Source organism: Sphingomonas melonis DAPP-PG 224, assembly GCF_000379045.1.
In the GTDB taxonomy this organism is placed as follows: domain Bacteria; phylum Pseudomonadota; class Alphaproteobacteria; order Sphingomonadales; family Sphingomonadaceae; genus Sphingomonas; species Sphingomonas aquatilis.
In genome coordinates this window covers 486,796-503,652 of the sequence record NZ_KB900605.1, presented here as the reverse complement: position 1 = coordinate 503,652, position 16,857 = coordinate 486,796, and the positions used below count along the sequence as shown (strand labels likewise).

At 67.9% G+C, this 16,857-nt stretch carries 12 protein-coding genes and 1 riboswitch; of the genes, 7 read left to right on the top strand and 5 right to left on the bottom strand.

Features of this window, described 5'->3' with window-relative positions:
- Window positions 1–6 precede the first annotated feature (6 nt).
- From SPHME3_RS0102485 to SPHME3_RS0102475, 3 genes are all read right to left on the bottom strand, one after another.
- Window positions 7–864, bottom strand: coding sequence for a dienelactone hydrolase family protein (locus SPHME3_RS0102485; RefSeq protein ID WP_017977432.1), 858 nt, complete (start codon window positions 862–864; stop codon window positions 7–9).
- A gap of 345 nt (window positions 865–1,209) precedes the next feature.
- Entirely contained in the window at window positions 1,210–2,790 is a 1,581-nt protein-coding gene (locus SPHME3_RS0102480) for an aldehyde dehydrogenase (NADP(+)) (RefSeq protein ID WP_017977433.1), read from the bottom strand.
- Between the two features lie 214 nt (window positions 2,791–3,004).
- Entirely contained in the window at window positions 3,005–3,862 is an 858-nt protein-coding gene (locus tag SPHME3_RS0102475; RefSeq protein ID WP_017977434.1) for an SDR family oxidoreductase, read from the bottom strand.
- A 148-nt stretch (window positions 3,863–4,010) separates the two neighbouring features.
- Window positions 4,011–4,217: riboswitch (cobalamin riboswitch) on the top strand.
- A gap of 136 nt (window positions 4,218–4,353) precedes the next feature.
- Between SPHME3_RS0102475 and SPHME3_RS0102470 the strand changes: the two genes are divergently transcribed.
- From SPHME3_RS0102470 to alr, 5 genes are all read left to right on the top strand, one after another.
- Complete coding sequence (locus tag SPHME3_RS0102470) at window positions 4,354–6,279, top strand: TonB-dependent receptor plug domain-containing protein (RefSeq protein WP_020486346.1); 1,926 nt, start codon at window positions 4,354–4,356, stop codon at window positions 6,277–6,279.
- Between the two features lie 410 nt (window positions 6,280–6,689).
- A complete protein-coding gene (locus SPHME3_RS0102465) occupies window positions 6,690–7,487 on the top strand; it encodes an ABC transporter substrate-binding protein (protein WP_017977436.1) in 798 nt (265 codons plus the stop codon).
- Entirely contained in the window at window positions 7,484–8,440 is a 957-nt protein-coding gene (locus SPHME3_RS0102460; RefSeq protein ID WP_017977437.1) for a FecCD family ABC transporter permease, read from the top strand. The genes SPHME3_RS0102465 and SPHME3_RS0102460 overlap by 4 nt, the downstream gene beginning before the upstream one ends.
- Window positions 8,431–9,201, top strand: a complete 771-nt coding sequence (locus SPHME3_RS0102455) for an ABC transporter ATP-binding protein (protein WP_017977438.1) — start codon at window positions 8,431–8,433, stop codon at window positions 9,199–9,201. Before SPHME3_RS0102460 ends, SPHME3_RS0102455 begins: the two co-directional genes overlap by 10 nt.
- 53 nt (window positions 9,202–9,254) lie before the next feature.
- A complete protein-coding gene (alr, locus tag SPHME3_RS0102450; protein ID WP_017977439.1) occupies window positions 9,255–10,280 on the top strand; it encodes an alanine racemase in 1,026 nt (341 codons plus the stop codon).
- On the opposite strand, the gene SPHME3_RS19945 is transcribed toward alr, so the two are convergent.
- Window positions 10,277–11,197, bottom strand: coding sequence for a 2OG-Fe(II) oxygenase (locus tag SPHME3_RS19945; protein ID WP_231291966.1), 921 nt, complete (start codon window positions 11,195–11,197; stop codon window positions 10,277–10,279). The two genes, alr and SPHME3_RS19945, sit on opposite strands and share 4 nt — an antisense overlap.
- Before the next feature lie 162 nt (window positions 11,198–11,359).
- Here SPHME3_RS19945 and SPHME3_RS0102440 point away from each other — a divergent pair, with 162 nt between their 5' ends.
- Both SPHME3_RS0102440 and SPHME3_RS0102435 read left to right on the top strand, forming a co-directional pair.
- Window positions 11,360–12,517, top strand: a complete 1,158-nt coding sequence (locus SPHME3_RS0102440; protein ID WP_172436192.1) for an IS110 family RNA-guided transposase — start codon at window positions 11,360–11,362, stop codon at window positions 12,515–12,517.
- Window positions 12,518–12,839: 322 nt separating this feature from the next.
- Entirely contained in the window at window positions 12,840–13,337 is a 498-nt protein-coding gene (locus SPHME3_RS0102435) for a hypothetical protein (protein ID WP_018250504.1), read from the top strand.
- A gap of 117 nt (window positions 13,338–13,454) precedes the next feature.
- Here the strand turns inward: SPHME3_RS0102435 and SPHME3_RS0102430 are convergent, their stop codons facing one another.
- Window positions 13,455–16,733 (bottom strand): TonB-dependent receptor domain-containing protein, encoded by a 3,279-nt coding sequence (locus tag SPHME3_RS0102430; protein WP_017977441.1) that lies wholly within the window; start codon window positions 16,731–16,733, stop codon window positions 13,455–13,457.
- Window positions 16,734–16,857 lie beyond the last annotated feature (124 nt).

Sequence of the window (16,857 nt, the reverse complement as noted above, 5' to 3'; positions counted from 1 at the left end):
GTTCCTTCACAGCTGCTTGCGGAACAGGTCGAGCATCCGGCCCCAGGCGCGTTCGGCCTGCGGCTGGTTGTAGACCTTGCTGTCGATGACGCACCAGCCGTGCATCGCGTCGGCATAGACCTGGATCTCCGCCGGGCGCTTCGCCGCGGCGAAGGCGTCGCGCAGCACGGTCTTGTCGTTGGGGCTACGCGCATCGTCGTTGCTGGCGATCGCGATCAGATAGCCGCCGGCGAGCTTCGGGATCAGCCGGTGCGGGCTGTCCGCCGCCTCGCTGACGAGGCCGGCGCCATGGAAGGACGCGCCGGCATGCACGCGGTTCGGCACCGCGGCGGCGGTGCGCAGCACCATCGGCCCGCCCATGCAATAGCCTGCGCTGCCGACGTGCCGCTTGGTGTCGACCTCCTTCTGCTTGTCGAGGAAGGCGACGAAGGTCGTCCCGTCACGCGTCACCGCGTCCGCGGTCAGCGCCGCACGCCACGGCATGATCTTGTCGCGCACCGCGGGCTGGTCGAACGATTCGCCGGGCTGGACGATCGGCGACTTGGTCGACCGGTAGAATTGATTGACGACCAGCACCGCATAGCCTTCGCCCGCCAACCGGTCCGCCATCTGCCGGAACGCCGGCCGCAGCCCCATGATGTCGGGCCACATCAGCACGCCCGGATGCTTGCCGCTGGCCGGCGCGGTGAAATAGGCGTCGCACTGCCCGTCGGGCGTCGTGATCGTGACGTCGCGGCCCTTCACGGGTTTGGCGTCGGCCGAGGTCGGCAGCAGCGCCGCCATGCCTACTGCACCGGCAGACGCGCCCAATTGGCGGCGGGTAAGATGGGTGGCGTTATCGGCTTCGGTGATCTCGTCGCACATGCGGCCTCTCCTTTTGCGGGCAGAGGCTAATCGAGTGCGTGGCAAGGCTCCAGCCGGAAAAGCGTGCGGACCCAACGCTTTCCTCAACCACCCCGTCATTCCCGCGCAGGCGGGAATCCAGACGCGCTACCGTTTCGATTCCATCGCGGACGTCAGAGGTTCTGGATCCCCGCCTCCGCGGGGATGACGACAGGTGGGGGAATGACGGCCGCCCCACCCATCCCGTCACCCCGGACTCGTTCCGGGGTCCACCCAACGACAAGGGGGGGCAAGAGGCTCAAACCAACCCCCTCGCCGCAGAGTGGACCCCGGACCAAGTCCGGGGTGACGGAAGGGAAGCAACCCTTACCGCGGGCTCGCCTCACGCTTGCCGTCCAGCCGCCGCGCGATGCCCCACGGATTGGCGTCGTCCAGCGCCGCCGGCAGCAGCGCGGGTGCCAAATTCTGGAAACACACCGGCCGCAGATAGCGCGCGATGGCAAGCGTACCGACCGACGTCGTGCGCCCATCGCTCGTCGCCGGGAAGGGCCCGCCATGCACCATCGCCGGCGCGACCTCGACACCCGTCGGCCAGCCATTGGCGAGGATGCGACCCACCCGGCGCGCGATCACCGGCACGAGCCGCGCCGCATCGGCCTCGTCCGCGGCGTCCATCTGCAGCGTCGCGGTCAACTGGCCTTCCAGCCCGGCGATGACGCGCGCGATCTCCGCCATGTCGCGGCAGCGCACGACGACCGACGACGATCCGAACACCTCATGGCTCAGCGCGCGGTCGGCCAGAAACGCCTCGGCCGTCGTGTCGAAGATCGCGCCGACCGCCTGGTTGACGCCATCGCCCACCTTGCCGCGCGCGACGGTCTTCACCGCATCGTGGCCGGCGAGCGCATCGACGCCCTGTTCGAAGCTCGCATGGATGCCCGGCGTCAGCATCGTCGCCGGTGCCGCGTCGGTCATCGCCGTCGCGGCAGAGGCGATGAACGCATCGAGGTCGGGGCCGTCGATCGCCAGCACCAGACCGGGGTTGGTGCAGAACTGGCCCGCGCCCATCGTCAGCGACGCGACGAATTCCTTGCCCATCGCCTCGCCCCGCGCGGCGAGCGCGGCGGGGAACAGCACGACCGGGTTGATGCTCGACATTTCGGCATAGACCGGGATCGGCTCCTCGCGCTCGGCGGCGATGCGGACCAGCGCAAGGCCCCCGCCACGCGATCCGGTGAAGCCCACCGCCTGGATACGCGGATCGCGCACCAGCGCAGCCCCCAGTTCGTTCGTCTCGCCGGGCAGATAGGAGAAGACGCCCGCGGGCAGGCCGCTGTCCTTCACCGCTTGGGCGATCGCCCGTGCGACCAGCTCGCCGGTGCCCGGGTGCGCCGGATGGCCCTTCACCACCACCGGGCAGCCCGCAGCGAGCGCCGAGGCGGTGTCGCCGCCCGCGACCGAGAAGGCGAGTGGGAAGTTCGACGCGCCGAACACCGCGACCGGCCCGATCGCGACATTGACGCGGCGCAGGTCGGGGCGCGGCAGCGGCGCGCGATCCGGCATGGCGGGATCGATCGTCGCGTCGAGGAAATCACCCTGGCGCACCACGCCCGCGAACAGCTTCAGCTGGCCGACGGTCCGCCCGCGCTCGCCCTCCAGCCGCATCCGCGGCAGGCCGCTTTCCGCCATCGCGCGCACGATCAGGTCGTCGCCGAGTCCCACGATATTGTCGGCGATCCGCTCGAGGAACGCCGCGCGCGTCTCGGGATCGGTCGCGGCAAAGGCGGGGAAGGCGGCATCGGCCAGCGCACATGCCTCCGCCACCGCATCGGCACCCGCCGACGAGAAATCGGGGGTCAGCGTCTCGCCGGTCGCAGGATTGACCGCGGTGAAACGGGTCTCGGCCTGGCGAGTGTCGCCGCCGATCAGCAGGGCGCCGTCGATCATGGATGTGCCTCGTATCGAAGATAATGTCTGACTAATTGTAGGGTGGCACGACGCTGCGGACAATGACCGATTGTTCGGGAGTCGCTACCCATCCCCCGCCACCCGTTCGTGCTGAGCGTGTCGAAGCACGGGGTGCCACATGCGCGCCGTCTCCTGTGGCAACGCGCCCTTCGACAGGCTCAGGGCGAACGGGGGTGGGGTGAATGGGCAGCGTTTACAGAAACGCCCGCCCGCCCGTCACTGGAATCGTCGCGCCCGTGATATAGCTCGATTCATCGCTCGCCAGCAGCACATAGGCGGGCGCCAGCTCCGCCGGTTGCGCAGCGCGGCCCAGCGGCGTGTTCTCGCCGAACGTCTTCACCGCTTCCGGCGGCATCGTCGACGGGATCAGCGGCGTCCACACCGGCCCCGGCGCGACGGCATTTACGCGGATCTTCCGCTCCGCGAGCATCTGCCCCAGGCCGGATGTGAAATTGTAGATCGCGCCCTTCGTCGTCGCATAGGCGAGCAATTGCTGGTTCGGGTCCTGCGCGTTGATCGACGTCGTGTTGATGATCGACGCACCTTCGCCCATGTGCGCGACCGCGGCCTTCGACAGATAGAACATGGAATGGATGTTGGTCGCGAAGGTCAGCTGCCATTCCTCGTCGCTGATATCCTCCAACGCCTCGAAGCTGCGCTGGTGCGCGGCGTTGTTGACCAGCACGTCGATCCGGCCGAACGCCTCCACCGCCTTGGCGATCACGGTGCGGCACTGATCGGGCTGCGACAGGTCGCCCGCGACCAGTACCGCCTGCCGCCCCTCCGCCTCGACCAGCGCCTTGGTCGCCTCGGCATCGTCATGTTCGTCGAGATAGGCGATCAGCACGTCGGCGCCCTCGCGCGCAAAGGCCAGGGCGACCGCGCGGCCGATGCCGCTGTCGCCGCCGGTGACGATCGTCTTCTTGCCGGCAAGGCGCCCGGAGCCCTTGTAGCTCGATTCGCCATGGTCGGGGCGCGGGTCCATGTCCTCGGTACGGCCGGGGATCGCCTGCTGCTGTTCGGGATAGGGCGGGGTGGGGTAATCGGTCATGGGGCACTCCTTCGCTCCGGCCAACCGATCGCCCGCGCGCTCGTTCCGGCTCATCAACCTGGATCAATGAAGTCGCCCCGAACCCGACAACGACACCGACACCGACACCGCCGCGGCGCGGCATTGACGCCTCGGCCCGTCTGACCGTAAGGGCGCGGCCGTGAAAGGTCCCCGGAGACGGGGTCAAAAGGGAAGCCGGGATGCGCAACGGGAGGCGCGGATCCGGCGCTGCCCCCGCAACTGTGACCGGCAAGCCGGTCCCCATCGAGCCACTGGATCCGCGACGGATCTGGGAAGGCGGGGACACAGGCGACGACCCGGAAGCCAGGAGACCTGCCTTTCGCCGTCGATCCTTCGCGCGGACGGGGTGTGCCGGGCGGACGAGGGAACCCCCTCGATGCGAGCGACATCCGCCGTGCGCGAATGGTCGCGCGCGGTCAAAAAGGCCGCCGCGCGCGATCCGTCGCGTGCGGTCATAAGGGGTGTGCCCAATGACTGTTCGCCTATCCGTTTCCGTTGTCCGTCCGTCGCTGTTGACGCTCGGCCTGCTGCTCGCCGCGCCCGCCGCCGCGCAGATCGCGCCGACCGCCGATCCTGCGAACAGCGACGACATCGTCGTCACCGCGACCCGCGTCGCCCAGCCCGCTGCCGAAGTCGGCCAGGCCGTGACCGTCATCACCCGCGACGAGATCGATCGCCGCCAGACCGTGTCGGTCGCCGATCTGCTGTCGACCACCCCCGGCGTCACCGTGACGCGCAATGGCAGCCTGGGCGGCTTCACCGGCGTGCGCCTGCGCGGCGCAGAGGCGGAGCAGACTTTGGTCGTGATCGACGGCGTGCGCGTCAACGATCCCTCGTCGCCCGGCGGCGGCTTCGACTTCGCCAATCTGCTGTCGGCGAGCGTCCAGCGCATCGAAGTGCTGCGCGGCCCCAATTCGGTCCCCTGGGGCAGCCAGGCGATCGGCGGCATCGTCAACGTCATCACCGAAGAACCGACCGAGCGGCTGAAGGCGCGCGCCAGCGCCGAATATGGCTATGCCGACAGCCTTTACGCGCAAGGCGGCATCTCGGGTCGCAGCGGCGCGATCTCGGGCGCACTGACCGGCGGCTATCTGCGCAGCGACGGCATCTCGGCCGCGGCCAACGGCACCGAGCGCGACGGCTATCGCCAGTACGGCGCGACCGGCCGCCTGGGCGTCGACTTCACCGACGGCATTGGCCTCGACCTGCGCGGCTATTGGGCCGACAGCAAGACGCAGACCGACGGCTATCCTGCGCCCAACTACATCCTTGCCGACGACCCCAGCTTCTCGACCGCGAACGAACTGTACGGCTATGCCGGCCTGCACGCGAACTTCGGCACGTTCCGCAACCGCGTCGCCTTCACCATCGCCGACATCAACCGCGACACCTATGCCAAGCCCGGCGCCACCCCGTCGCCGTTCCGCGGCCGCTCGGAACGCTACGAATATCAGGGCGATTATCAGCCGATCGATCAGGTCCGCATCGTCGCCGGCGTCGAGCATGAAGACAGCCGCTACCGCGACGCGACGCTGCGCCGCTCGGTCGGCATCACCAGCGTCTATGGCGAAGCGATCGTGAAGCCGTTCGACGCACTGACCCTGACCGGCGGCGTCCGCAACGACGACCATGAGACGTTCGGCAATCACACCACTTTCGGCGCCGACGCCGCGCTGGCGCTGCGCACCGGCACGACGCTGCGGGCGAGCTATGGCGAGGGCTTCAAGGCGCCGACCCTGTACCAGCTGTACAGCCCGTACGGGAACACACGCCTCGATCCGGAAACCGCGCGCAACTGGGATGCCGGCATCGAACAGGCGCTGCTCGACGGTCGCGCCCGCGTCTCGGCGACCTATTTCAACCGCGACACGCGCAACCAGATCAGCTTCCGCGGCTGCTCGGGCGCCGAGCAGAACACCAGCGGTTCGATCTGCGTCAACCGCCCGTTCGGCGTCTACGACAACATCCAGCGCACCCATGCCGAGGGCGTGGAGTTCGCGATCGGCCTGCGCCCCGTCGACGCGCTGACCGTGTCGGCCAACGTGTCGTACATCGATGCGGAAAACCGCACGCCCGGCACCGCCTTCCGCACCGATCTGCTGCGCCGGCCCAAGGAAACCGCGGCGTTCGTCGTCGACTATCGCCTGCCCTTCGGTCTGGGTATCGGTGGCACCGTGCAGATCGTCGGCGACAGCTTCGACAGTGACAGCTACGGCAGCCGCGTGCGCGTCGACGGCTATGCGCTGGCCAGCGTCCGCGCCGAACTGCCGATCGGGGATCGCCTGTCGATCTACGGCCGCATCGATAACGTCACCGACGCGCGCTACCAGACGGTTGCCGAATACGGCACCTACGGCCGCGCCGCCTATGGCGGCGTGCGCGTGAAGCTGGACTGATGCGGATGCCCTCACCCTACACCGGTGTTGCCGGCTCTTCCCTCTCCCGATGGGAGAGGGAGGGAGGCGCGCAGCGCCGGAACGGTGAGGGTCGTCGCCGGCTGTCGTCTATGCTTACCTTCCTTCCGTCATTCCCGCGAAGGCGGGAATCCAGACGCGCTACCGTCTCGCAAGGGCCGAAAGGCCAGCCAGTCTGGATCCCCGCCTGCGCGGGGATGACGGAGTGGGTGGGGCGGGTCGCTGCCCTGATAGTCACCTGCGGCACTGCGCCGTGGCGGGGGTTCACCGATCGGGTGCCCCACACACCTCGTCACCCCGGACTCGTTCCGGGGTCCACTCTGCGGCTAGGGGGACGGCAAGAGGCTCGGGCCACCCCCTTGCGGCCCGGTGGACCCCGGACCAAGTCCGGGGTGACGGCAGGCGCTTGGCTGAGCGCGGCCCTCACCCTCACCGCCTGCGCCCCCGCCCCCCGGCAGGGCGGCATCGTCTCCACCAACCCCTGCGCCGACGCCATCTTGGCGCAGATCGCGCCCGATCGCCTCGCCGCGGTCAGCCATTATTCGCACGATCCGGCCGCGACCTCGATGCCGCTCGCCCTCGCGCGCCGCTATCCCGCGACCGCCGGCACCGCGGAAGAGGTGATCGCGCGCCACCCCGATCTCGTCGTCACCGACACCTTCGCCCCCGCGGCGACCCGTGCCGCCTATGACCGCGCCGGGCTGAAGGTGCTCACCCTCGATTCCCCCGCCACCATCGCCGCCAGCGAAGCGCAGGTGATGCAGATCGCCACCGCCGCCGGCGTTCCCGCGCGCGGCGCGGCGATGGTCCGCGCGATGCAGAGCGCGATCCCGCCCGCGACCGGCGCGAAGCCCGCCGCGTTGCTCTACATCTCGGGCGACCTCGCCAATGGCGGCGGCACCCTGCTCGACGACCTGATGACCCGCGCCGGTCTGCGTAACGCCGCCGCCGATTACGGCCTCGCCTTCACCGGTACGCTGCCGATCGAAACCATCGTCGCGCACCCGCCCGCGCTGATCCTCAGCGACGGCGACGGCCGCACGGCCGAGTTGCGCCGCCGCATCCTCGCCCGCAGCGGCGCGCATGTCGCGGAGGTGCGGTTTCCCCGACACCTGATGAATTGCGGTGGCCCCACCATCGTCCCCGCGCTGCGCCGCCTGTCCGCGATCCGCGCGCAGCTGCTGTCATGAGCCGCGGGCTCCGCCTCACAGGCCTTGCCGCGCTCGTCGTCGCCGGCTTCGCGCTGTCGCTGGTCGCCGGCAAGCAGTGGCTGCCCTGGGGCAGCGACGCCGCCACCGCGATCTTCCTCGAACTGCGCTTGCCACGCGCGTTGCTCGGGCTTCTGCTCGGGGCGATGCTCGGCGTGTCGGGGGCAGTGCTGCAGGGCTTCCTGCGCAACCCGCTCGCCGACCCCGCCGTGATCGGCGTCTCGTCCTCCGCCGCCTTCGGCGCGGTCGCGGCGATCCTCTATGCCGGCGCGTCCAGCCTCGGCATCTTCGCCGCGGCGATGAGCGCCGCGGTCGCGTCGATGCTGCTGCTTGTCGCGCTCACCTGGCGCAACGCGGACCCGGTCGCCTTCATCCTCGCCGGCACGGTCCTGTCGAGCCTTGCCGGCGCGCTCACCGCCTTCCTCATCTCGATCGCACCAAACCCCTATGCGGTCGCAGGCGTGCTCGACTGGCTGATGGGCGCGCTCACCGACCGCGGCCTCGCCGACCTCGCTCGTGCCGCGCCCTTTCTGATCGTCGGCACCGTCCTGCTGGCGGCGGCCGGCCCCGCGCTCGACGCGCTGACGCTGGGGGAGGGCGCCGCCCGTTCGCTCGGCATCCGGCTCGGTCGCATCCAGGCGCTGGTCGTGCTCGGCACCGGCCTCGGCGTCGGCGCAGGCGTTGCGGCGACCGGCGTGATCGGTTTCGTCGGACTCGTCGTGCCGCACCTGCTGCGCCCCGTCTTCGGCCATCGCCCATCCGCGCTGCTGTTGCCGAGCGGCCTCGGCGGCGCGGCGCTGGTGCTGGTCGCCGACAGCCTCTGCCGCCTCGCACCCGGCGCAGGCGAGGTCCGGCTCGGCGTCGCCATGGCGCTGATCGGCGCGCCCTTCTTCCTCGGCCTGCTGCTGCGCCATCGGGGGCGGGCATGGATCTGATCGCGGATCGCCTCTCGGTCGATCTTGGCTCGCGCCGGGTCTTGTACGATGTCGACGCGACCATCCGGCGCGGCCGCGTCACCGTCATCCTCGGCCCTAATGGCGCGGGCAAGAGCACGCTGCTGAAGGCGCTCGCCGGCCTCGTCACCCCGGCCGCGGGCAATGTGACGCTGGAGGGCGCGCCGCTCGCCGCGCTCGCCCCCCGCCAGCGCGCGCGCCGCATCGGCTATCTGCCGCAGGAGGCCGCGGTCCATTGGAACGTCCCCGCGCGCGATGTCGTCGCGCTCGGCCGCGTGCCGCATCGTGCGCCCTTCGCCGGCCCGTCGCCCGTGGACCGCGCCGCGATCGACGCCGCGCTCGCCACGACCCACGCCACCGACCTCGCCGATCGCCCCATCGCCGATCTGTCGGGCGGCGAGCGGGCGCGCGTCCTGCTCGCCCGCGTCCTCGCCGGCGAACCCGACTGGCTGCTCGCCGACGAGCCGCTCGCCAGCCTCGATCCCGCGCATCAGATCGACATTCTCGATCGCCTGTGCGGCATCGCCGTCGCCGGCCGCGGCGTCGTGCTCGTCCTCCACGATCTCGCGCAGGCCGCGCGCATCGCCGACGACGTCATCCTGCTGCGCGATGGCGGCATCGTCGCCGCCGGACCGGCCAGCTGCACCCTCACCGCCGCGCGCATCGCCGAGGTGTTCGACGTCACCGTCGCCAGCCTGCCCGGCAGTCGCGTGATGGTGCCGATCGGTCGCATCGTCCGCTGACCGTCGGCCCTGAGGCATCGACGCAAGGGGCGTGCGCGATTATGCGCTGACGCGTGACTGCTCCCCTCCGCCTCCGCCTCGACCCCGCCGCCCTCGCCGACAATTGGCGCACGCTCGACCGGATGAGCGGCCGCGCAGCCTGCGGCGCGGCGCTCAAGGCGAACGGCTATGGCCTGGGTGCGACCGAGGTCGCATCGCACCTCCGCGAGGCAGGATGCCGCGACTTCTTCGTCGCCACCTGGGCGGAGGCCGAACGGCTGGCGCCGCTGCGGCTCCCGCTGTCGGTGCTGCACGGCGTGCGTGACGAGGACATGGCGATCGCGCTGACCGGCATTGCCCGGCCCGTGCTCAACACCGACGCGCAGGTTGCGCGTTGGCGGGCGGCGGGTGGTGGTGCGTGCGACGTGATGGTCGACACCGGCATGAACCGCCTCGGCGTGTCACCGCAAGCGGTGCGGACCGGCCTGCTTGACGGCCTCGCCATCGACACGCTGATGAGCCACCTCGCCTGCGCCGATGAGGACAGCGCGATGAACGCCCGCCAGCTCGCTGCCTTCGCCGCGCTGCGCGGGGTGACGGACGCGCGGCGGATGAGCCTCGCCAATTCCGCCGGCATCGCGCTCGGCGCCGATTATGCCTTCGACCTGACCCGCCCCGGCATAGCGCTCTACGGCGGCATCCCGCGGTCCGACTTTGCCGGCCTGATCCGCCAGGTCGTCCAGCCCGAAGCGCAGATCCTCCAGCGCCGCACCGTCGCCGCCGGCGGCACCGTCGGCTACAATGCCACCTGGACCGCCCCTCGCGAGACCGAGGTTGCCATCCTCAACCTCGGCTACGCCGATGGCTACCTCCGCGCCTTTTCCGACCGCGGCAGCGCACGCGGCGGCACGCTGCCCGTCATCGGCCGCGTCTCGATGGACTTGCTGGCAGTGGACGTGACGGCCGCGCCGCACGTGGCGGAGGGCGACTGGCTGGCGATCGACTTCGCGCTGCCGGACGCGGCGGCGCAGAGCGGCCTGTCGCAGTACGAGCTGCTGACGGGAATGGGGCAGCGGTATGTGCGGGTGTGGGAAGCCTAAACCGATTCCGGTCCCTGCCACACGTCGAACGGCCGGGCGCGGATCCAGCGGGTGGCGATCCATTTGACGCCTGAACGCGGCGCGGCGCCGGCGTGGCGTGCGCTATCGAGCGGTCGACCTTTGGCATCGACATTATCGAAGATGATGGCATCGCCGCCGTTCGGCACGATCTTCAGGTCGTGATGGGGGAAGAGCGTCTCGCCCCCGGCAAAACCTTCATTGAGATAGACGATGACCGTCGATACGCGTTGGTTGCGAACATGCGGCAGAACGTCGGAGTGCAGTTTGAATTGCTGGCCAGGCGAATAGCGTAGCACGGTAAGCGCTTCGCCTTGCATGACGGCGGTGCCGCTGATCCGCGCGATGCGCACATTGATCGCTCGAATGACAGGGTCCTCCCGCACAGGGCCGATCACGGCGGCGTCAGATGTGCGGATGGGGTGCGGAGTCGCCCAGCCGGTTCGCGGGTCCATCACTTGCGACGGCGCCAGCAGATCGGCCGCACTGCGCGCGATATGGGCACATTCGTCTGGCGTCATAAATGCACGCACCCGCCGGACGCTGCCGTTCGGGACAAGGGACTCGATTGCTGGCAGGCGGATCGGATCGCCACGCTCATCTAAACCCATCGCCGCCAGCAACATGTCCAGCTGCTTCGCATGGGCATCGCCGGCGGCTACCGTCCCTGACAAAAGACGCATTGCCTCCGACCAGTCCGCTGGCGCTCCGCTTCCATTGGCGGTCAAGGCGATGTCAATCAGCCGTGCTTCCCCGTGGCCCAGATCCCCGGAACGCCGGAAGGCAATGCGCGCCGCTGGAAGATCGCGGGCCAGGATATCTCCCATCAATCGCCAAAGGCCTTGCTGGAACAGGGCATCGGGATCTTCCTTGGCAACTGCACTTTCGATCAGCGCCACGGCAGCGTCCCGTCGCCCTTCCATCAACAGTCGCCGGGCGGTCGCGCTAATGTCCTCAGCCATCATGGGACGATGAACGAAAAAGATCCCATGGGCGCGGGCTGGCGCCGGTTGAGGCAGACTGACCTTCCCGCTTTGTCGTGAAGGAGGTTGCCCGTGCCCGTGTCCGTCTCATGCCATGCCGCCGTCAGCACGCAGCTGAACGCAATCTTCGTGTCGCTGGAGCTGAGCCGCTCCACCTGGCTGGTGACGTCGCTGTCGCCGGGTCGCGGCGAGCGGATCTCGCGGCATCAGGTGAAGGGCAGCGACGTGCCGGCACTCCTGGAGCGGTTCGCGCAGTTACAGGCGAAGGCCGAGGCGCGGATGGGCGAGCAGTACCCGTTGGTCGTCATCCAGGAGGCGGGCCTCGACGGCTTCTGGATACACCGCTGCCTGGTGCGCGAGGGTATCGAGAGCTACGTCGTCGACGCCGCCTCGATTGCCGCTTCACGACGCAGCCGGCGCGCCAAGACGGACAAGCTCGACGGCGAGGCGCTGGTCCGCACGCTGCTGGCCTACAAGCGCGGGGAGCCGCGGGTGTGTGCGATGGTGGCGGTGCCGAGCGTCGAGGACGAGGACCGGCGACGCATCTCGCGCGAGCGGCGGGCTTTGGTCGTGGAGCGGGTGCGGCACGTCAACCGCATCAAGGGCCTGCTGTTCGCGCAAGGGGTCGGCGACTACGAGCCACTGCGCGCCGACCGGCGGGCGCGGCTGGACGAACTGGTGACCGGCGATGGACGACCGCTGCCCCGGCATGTTCGCCGCGAGATCGAGCGCGAGCTGGACCGGCTGGAGATGGTCGTCGGCCAGATCAAGCAGGTCGAAGCCGAGCGCGACGCGCTGCTCGAGCCGCGGTCGGATGCCGCCGGTGAGGCGGACACTGGTCCCCGGCTCATCCAGTTGCGCGGCATCGGTCCTGAGTTCGCCGGCGTGCTGCACGCAGAAGCGTTCTTCCGCAGCTTCAGCAATCGACGACAGGTCGCCGCCTATGCCGGGCTGGCCCCATCACCGTGGCAAAGCGGCAGCATGGACCGGGAGCAGGGCGTGTCCAAGGCGGGCAACAAGCGGTTGCGAACGACCATGATCCAGGTCGCCTGGCTGTGGCTGCGTCATCAGCCGGACTCGGAGCTGACGAAGTGGTACGCGGAGCGGGTGGGCGCGAACGGTGGTCGCGCGCGGCGGGTCATGATCGTGGCAGTCGCACGCAAGCTGCTGATCGCGCTGTGGCAGTTCGTCTCGGCCGGCGTGGTGCCCGCAGGCGCGCTGCTGAAGGCCGCATGAGCACGTAACCCGATACGAGTTCCCGCAGGGCATCGTCCCTGCCGGATCCAGGTGGACGGACCGGAGGTCCCTGTTGGCTTCAGATGCCGAAAAAAAGGTTGGTCCCGTCTCCTGAGCCAGACCCGACGCAAGCGGGATTGTGGTGCAGCCGCGCACGAGCGGCGACCGGATGTGAGGTTAGAGCGGACCGGTCACCGGGACGCTTGTTGCAACAGGCTCAGGCCAGTGATCCAGAAATTGAGGAGGACGACCATGGCCTGACGCTCTGACCATTCCTGACGATTGATCTGGAATGGCGACGACAAAGCGATAAGCTGGCGTCATGTACGCCGCACGAGCCAAGCGCACCTATCCTTCAATTTGGCGGGTGATCCTCGCCTTTGTAGTGGTCCCGGGCGCAGCCGCCTTGTTGATGGCTATTGCTATGCCAGCATATGAGGGCATCACCGATCCGCTCGAACGGATCTGGCGGAGCGCTGTGGCATTTGCCGTGTTTGGCGCTTACCCTCCAGCCTTTATCATCGGGCTCCCGGCGTTCTTCATGTTACGCCGACACGTCAATGCGACAATCATCAACTGCGCTGCGACTGGTGCAGTGGTCGCCGCTCTTCCCTGGCTCGTGCTCGCGTTAATAAGTCGACCGGATAATGCGAGCATTGATGGACGATCAACCGTCATCGACGGATCTTTGACTGCTTACGGATGGCTGATGAACTTCTACTACGTCGGCCAAATTGCCCTATTAGGCGCTATTGCAGGCGCGCTGTTTTGGTTCATTGCTGCGGCTGGCAGCCGAACCGGCAAGGTAGAACAGATATGATTGTGCGGAAGGAAAGAGGCTGCACGCTCTACCGCACAGCCTCTTGACCTGAGAACTCCCATGTGAGGGGCCGGTGGAAACCACCGACCCCAAAGGTCTTTTCGATGTCGATCGCGATTAGAAGCGAGCGGTGACGCCCGCGTAGAAACGACGGCCGATATTGTCGAAGATAGCGCTGCCCGCACCGATGCCGGTCGCGCCGAGCGGCGGCAGGCGGTCGGTCAGGTTGTCGACGCCGATGTAGAAGTTCGACTTCTCGCCGATGTCGATGCCCAGCTTCATGCCGATGTACAGGACGTCGGGATAATAAGGGATGTCGAAATCGTCGAGGTTCTGCGGCGCACGGCCCTGGAACGCGATGTGGTTTTCGATCGCGCCGACGGACTGCTTCGACAGATAGCGGAACTGCGTGTCGAGCGTGATCAGACCGAAGTCTGCACCCAGGTTAACCGTGAACTGATCCTTCGGATAGCCGAGTTCACCCACGGTCGTGTCCGCGAAAGCGGGCTGCAGCGGATTGAGGAAGCTGCTGCTTTCGAGGATGTGGGTGTAGATTACCTCCGCACCGATCCGGGTCTCGCCGAACCGCCGCGAATAGCTGAGGTCCATGTCGATGCCGCGACGCTTCAGGCTGGCGAAGTTCAGCGACGACTGCAGCAGGCTGCCTTCGATGATGCGATAGGCCTGCTCACCGCGAGGACCCGTACCGCCGGCTGCGACGCGCTGGAACTGCGAACAGAACTGGTTGTTCGTGATCGAAGGCGAATCGTAGCAGTTGTTGACGATGCCTTGGGCGCTGACCGCCGTGATGACGTCGTTCACCTTGATGTTGTAATAATCGACCGTGAAGACGAGGCCGGGCGCGAAGGTCGGGCTGATGACCGCACCATAGGTGTAGGAGTCGGACTTCTCCACCTTCAGGTTCGGGTTGCCGCCGCTGCGAATCTCCAGCGATTGGGCGTACTGGTAGTTATAGGTGGTCGGGATACCCGCGGCGGCGCAATTCGCTTGGCGGAACTGCGTGCCACGACCCAGGTTGTCGGCCGAGCAGGGGTCGGCGAAGCCGGGTGCGAAGTTCTGCCCCGCTGCCGAATACAGTTCCGAAAGGTTCGGTGCACGAACCGCGCGGCCATAGTTCGCACGGAAGCGCAGGCCCTCGAACGGCGCATAGGTGCCGTTCAGGTTGTACGTGTAGACCGTACCTGCCGAACCCTTGTAATCCGACACGCGGCCTGCACCACTGAGCGTCAGCTCCTTGATGAGCGTGATGTCCTTCAGCAGCGGCAGGCGGAGTTCGCCGAACGCTTCCTTCACTTCGAAGGCCGGCGGCGTAAAGGCGGCCAGCGCGTTGTAGAAGGTGTAGCCCTTCTCGACGTAGGGATCGGCCCGGAAGAAGTTCGTCTCACGGCGATATTCCGCGCCGATCGAGAAGCCGATTCCGCCGCCGGGCAGGTTGAAGAACTTCGACGTATCGCCGGCGACGTTGGCAAGGATGTCGAGCTGCGTGATCTTGCCGCGCGACGTCGTGTTGCGGAGCACGAAGTTGCGCGCCGCGTCCGAAACGCTGCCGACGCCAAACGGATTGAGCGGCTGACAGTTCTTGATGTCATTGGCAAGGTTGGCGGCGTCACCGCCCAGGTCAGTTCCGAACGCGAAACGGGTCGGATCGATCTGCGCGCCGCAGACGATCTGGCCATTGGCGTTGCGGACCGCGTCGAGCGCCAAGCTGAGGCGCTGGACGTCGACGTTGCCGAGGACGCGGGTGGCTTCCTTGAACTCGCCGTAGTTCGCCGACACTTCGTAGTTCAGCGTGTCAGTGATGTCGCCGCGGACACCCGCCACGAACCGGTATGTTTCACGACGCGCATCCTCACGACGCGAACCGAGGTCGGTCAGATTCTTGCGCAGGATGAAGCGATACGCACCGCTGTTGATCTGCGTACGCAGCGTCGCGGCCTGTGCCGCGGTGATGGCCGCGCCGGTGGTCGGGCTGATCCCGGCATCGACCGCCGCCAGCGCCTGTGCGGTCAGCGTGGCGCGCGAGTTGGCGTCGAGGAACGGGTTGTCGAGGCGCGGACGCTCATACAGCGCATCGATCGTCGAACCGGTGAAGAACGCGGGACCCGAACCGCCGAGGCCGACGCTGTCGAGGCGGACGTACTTCGCTTCGACGAACGGTTTGAACGCATCGGAGACGTCGAAGTGGCCGATCAGGTTCGCCGAATAGCGGTCCAGCTGCGGCAGGAGCTGTAGCAGCACGCCTTCGCGACGGGTGTTGCCGTTGCCGCCGATGAACGAACCTGACGGCGTTGCCGACGGAGCCGCTGCGCTGCCCGCGGCGATGCCGACGCGCGTGCCGGTCTGCTGCGCAAGCGAACCGCCCGGCTGGAACAGATAGTTGCAGGTGTAGGCGCGGCCCAGCGGATCGCGACCGCAACGCGCGGCTGCCGTCGCGCCCAGGCCGGCGCCAGCGAACGAGACGAGACCGCCGTCCGAGAAGGAGCCGACGCGAATGTCACGGAAGAATACCGCGTCCGGCACGCCGTCATAGTTCAACTTGCCGTCCAGACCGGGGCCCGCGGCGTCGATGTTGGTCGTGATGAAACCGTCGGTCTGACGATATTCCTTGCGGTTCGACGCGAACAGATCCTGGGTGCGGGCGTATTCCAGGCTGACTGCCACGTTGCCGCGGCCATCTGCGAAGTTCTTGCCGCCGGTCATGCTGACGAAGTAGCTGCCGGCATCCTTGCGGTCGCTGACGCCGCCCTGTGCGCGGATCTGCAGGCCGTCGAACGTCTGCTTCAGGCGGAAGTTGATGACGCCCGCGAGCGCATCCGAACCATAAACGGCAGAGTTGCCGCCGGTGACGACGTCGACGGCTTCGATCAGGTCGGTCGGGATCGTGTTGGTGTCGACCGAGACGGCGTTGTTCAGGATGTCAGAGCCGACGTGGCGGCGACCGTTGACCAGCACCAGCGTGCGCGACGTGCCCAGACCGCGAAGATCGAGCAGGTTGAGGCCCGACGTGCCGAGGAAGCGGGTCGAGTTCGACTGGCTGAACGTGCTGTTGAGCTGCGGCAGGTCGTTGAGCACGTCGCCGATCGACGTGCGCGCGGTCTGCGTCAGTTCTGCGGCCGACACCGTGGTGATCGGCACGACCGATTCGGCGTTGGGCGAACGGATGCGCGAACCGGTGATGACGATGTCTTCACCCGGACGGACCGAGTCATCCTTGTTGGTGTCGGCGATCGACGCGCCCGCCGGAGCTTCCTGCCGCTGGCAGTTTTCCGTCACTGTATCGGAGCACGGCGGAAGCGTCGTCGTCTGAGCCAGCGCAGAGGGGGCGAGCAACAGCCCGCCCGCGAGCGCGCTCGCGGAAAGCAGCCAAGTCTTCATTATGGTCCCCTATTTTCGGCACGTTTGCCTTAAACAGGGGGCCATGTTGACGCAGTCCGATGAAACGAAACAAGTCGATTTCTAACAGGGTGATGAACGAAGCGTCACATTACTCGAAACTGTC

Excerpts from the sequence above, each read along its gene's own strand:
- SPHME3_RS0102470 (WP_020486346.1), top strand. The coding sequence starts at position 4,354 with ATGACTGTTCGCCTATCCGTTTCCGTTGTCCGTCCGTCGCTGTTGACG.
- SPHME3_RS0102430 (WP_017977441.1), bottom strand. The coding sequence starts at position 16,733 with ATGAAGACTTGGCTGCTTTCCGCGAGCGCGCTCGCGGGCGGGCTGTTG.
- SPHME3_RS0102480 (WP_017977433.1), bottom strand. The coding sequence starts at position 2,790 with ATGATCGACGGCGCCCTGCTGATCGGCGGCGACACTCGCCAGGCCGAG.
- SPHME3_RS0102485 (WP_017977432.1), bottom strand. The coding sequence starts at position 864 with ATGTGCGACGAGATCACCGAAGCCGATAACGCCACCCATCTTACCCGC.
- SPHME3_RS0102435 (WP_018250504.1), top strand. The coding sequence starts at position 12,840 with ATGTACGCCGCACGAGCCAAGCGCACCTATCCTTCAATTTGGCGGGTG.
- SPHME3_RS0102455 (WP_017977438.1), top strand. The coding sequence starts at position 8,431 with ATGGATCTGATCGCGGATCGCCTCTCGGTCGATCTTGGCTCGCGCCGG.
- SPHME3_RS0102460 (WP_017977437.1), top strand. The coding sequence starts at position 7,484 with ATGAGCCGCGGGCTCCGCCTCACAGGCCTTGCCGCGCTCGTCGTCGCC.
- SPHME3_RS0102475 (WP_017977434.1), bottom strand. The coding sequence starts at position 3,862 with ATGACCGATTACCCCACCCCGCCCTATCCCGAACAGCAGCAGGCGATC.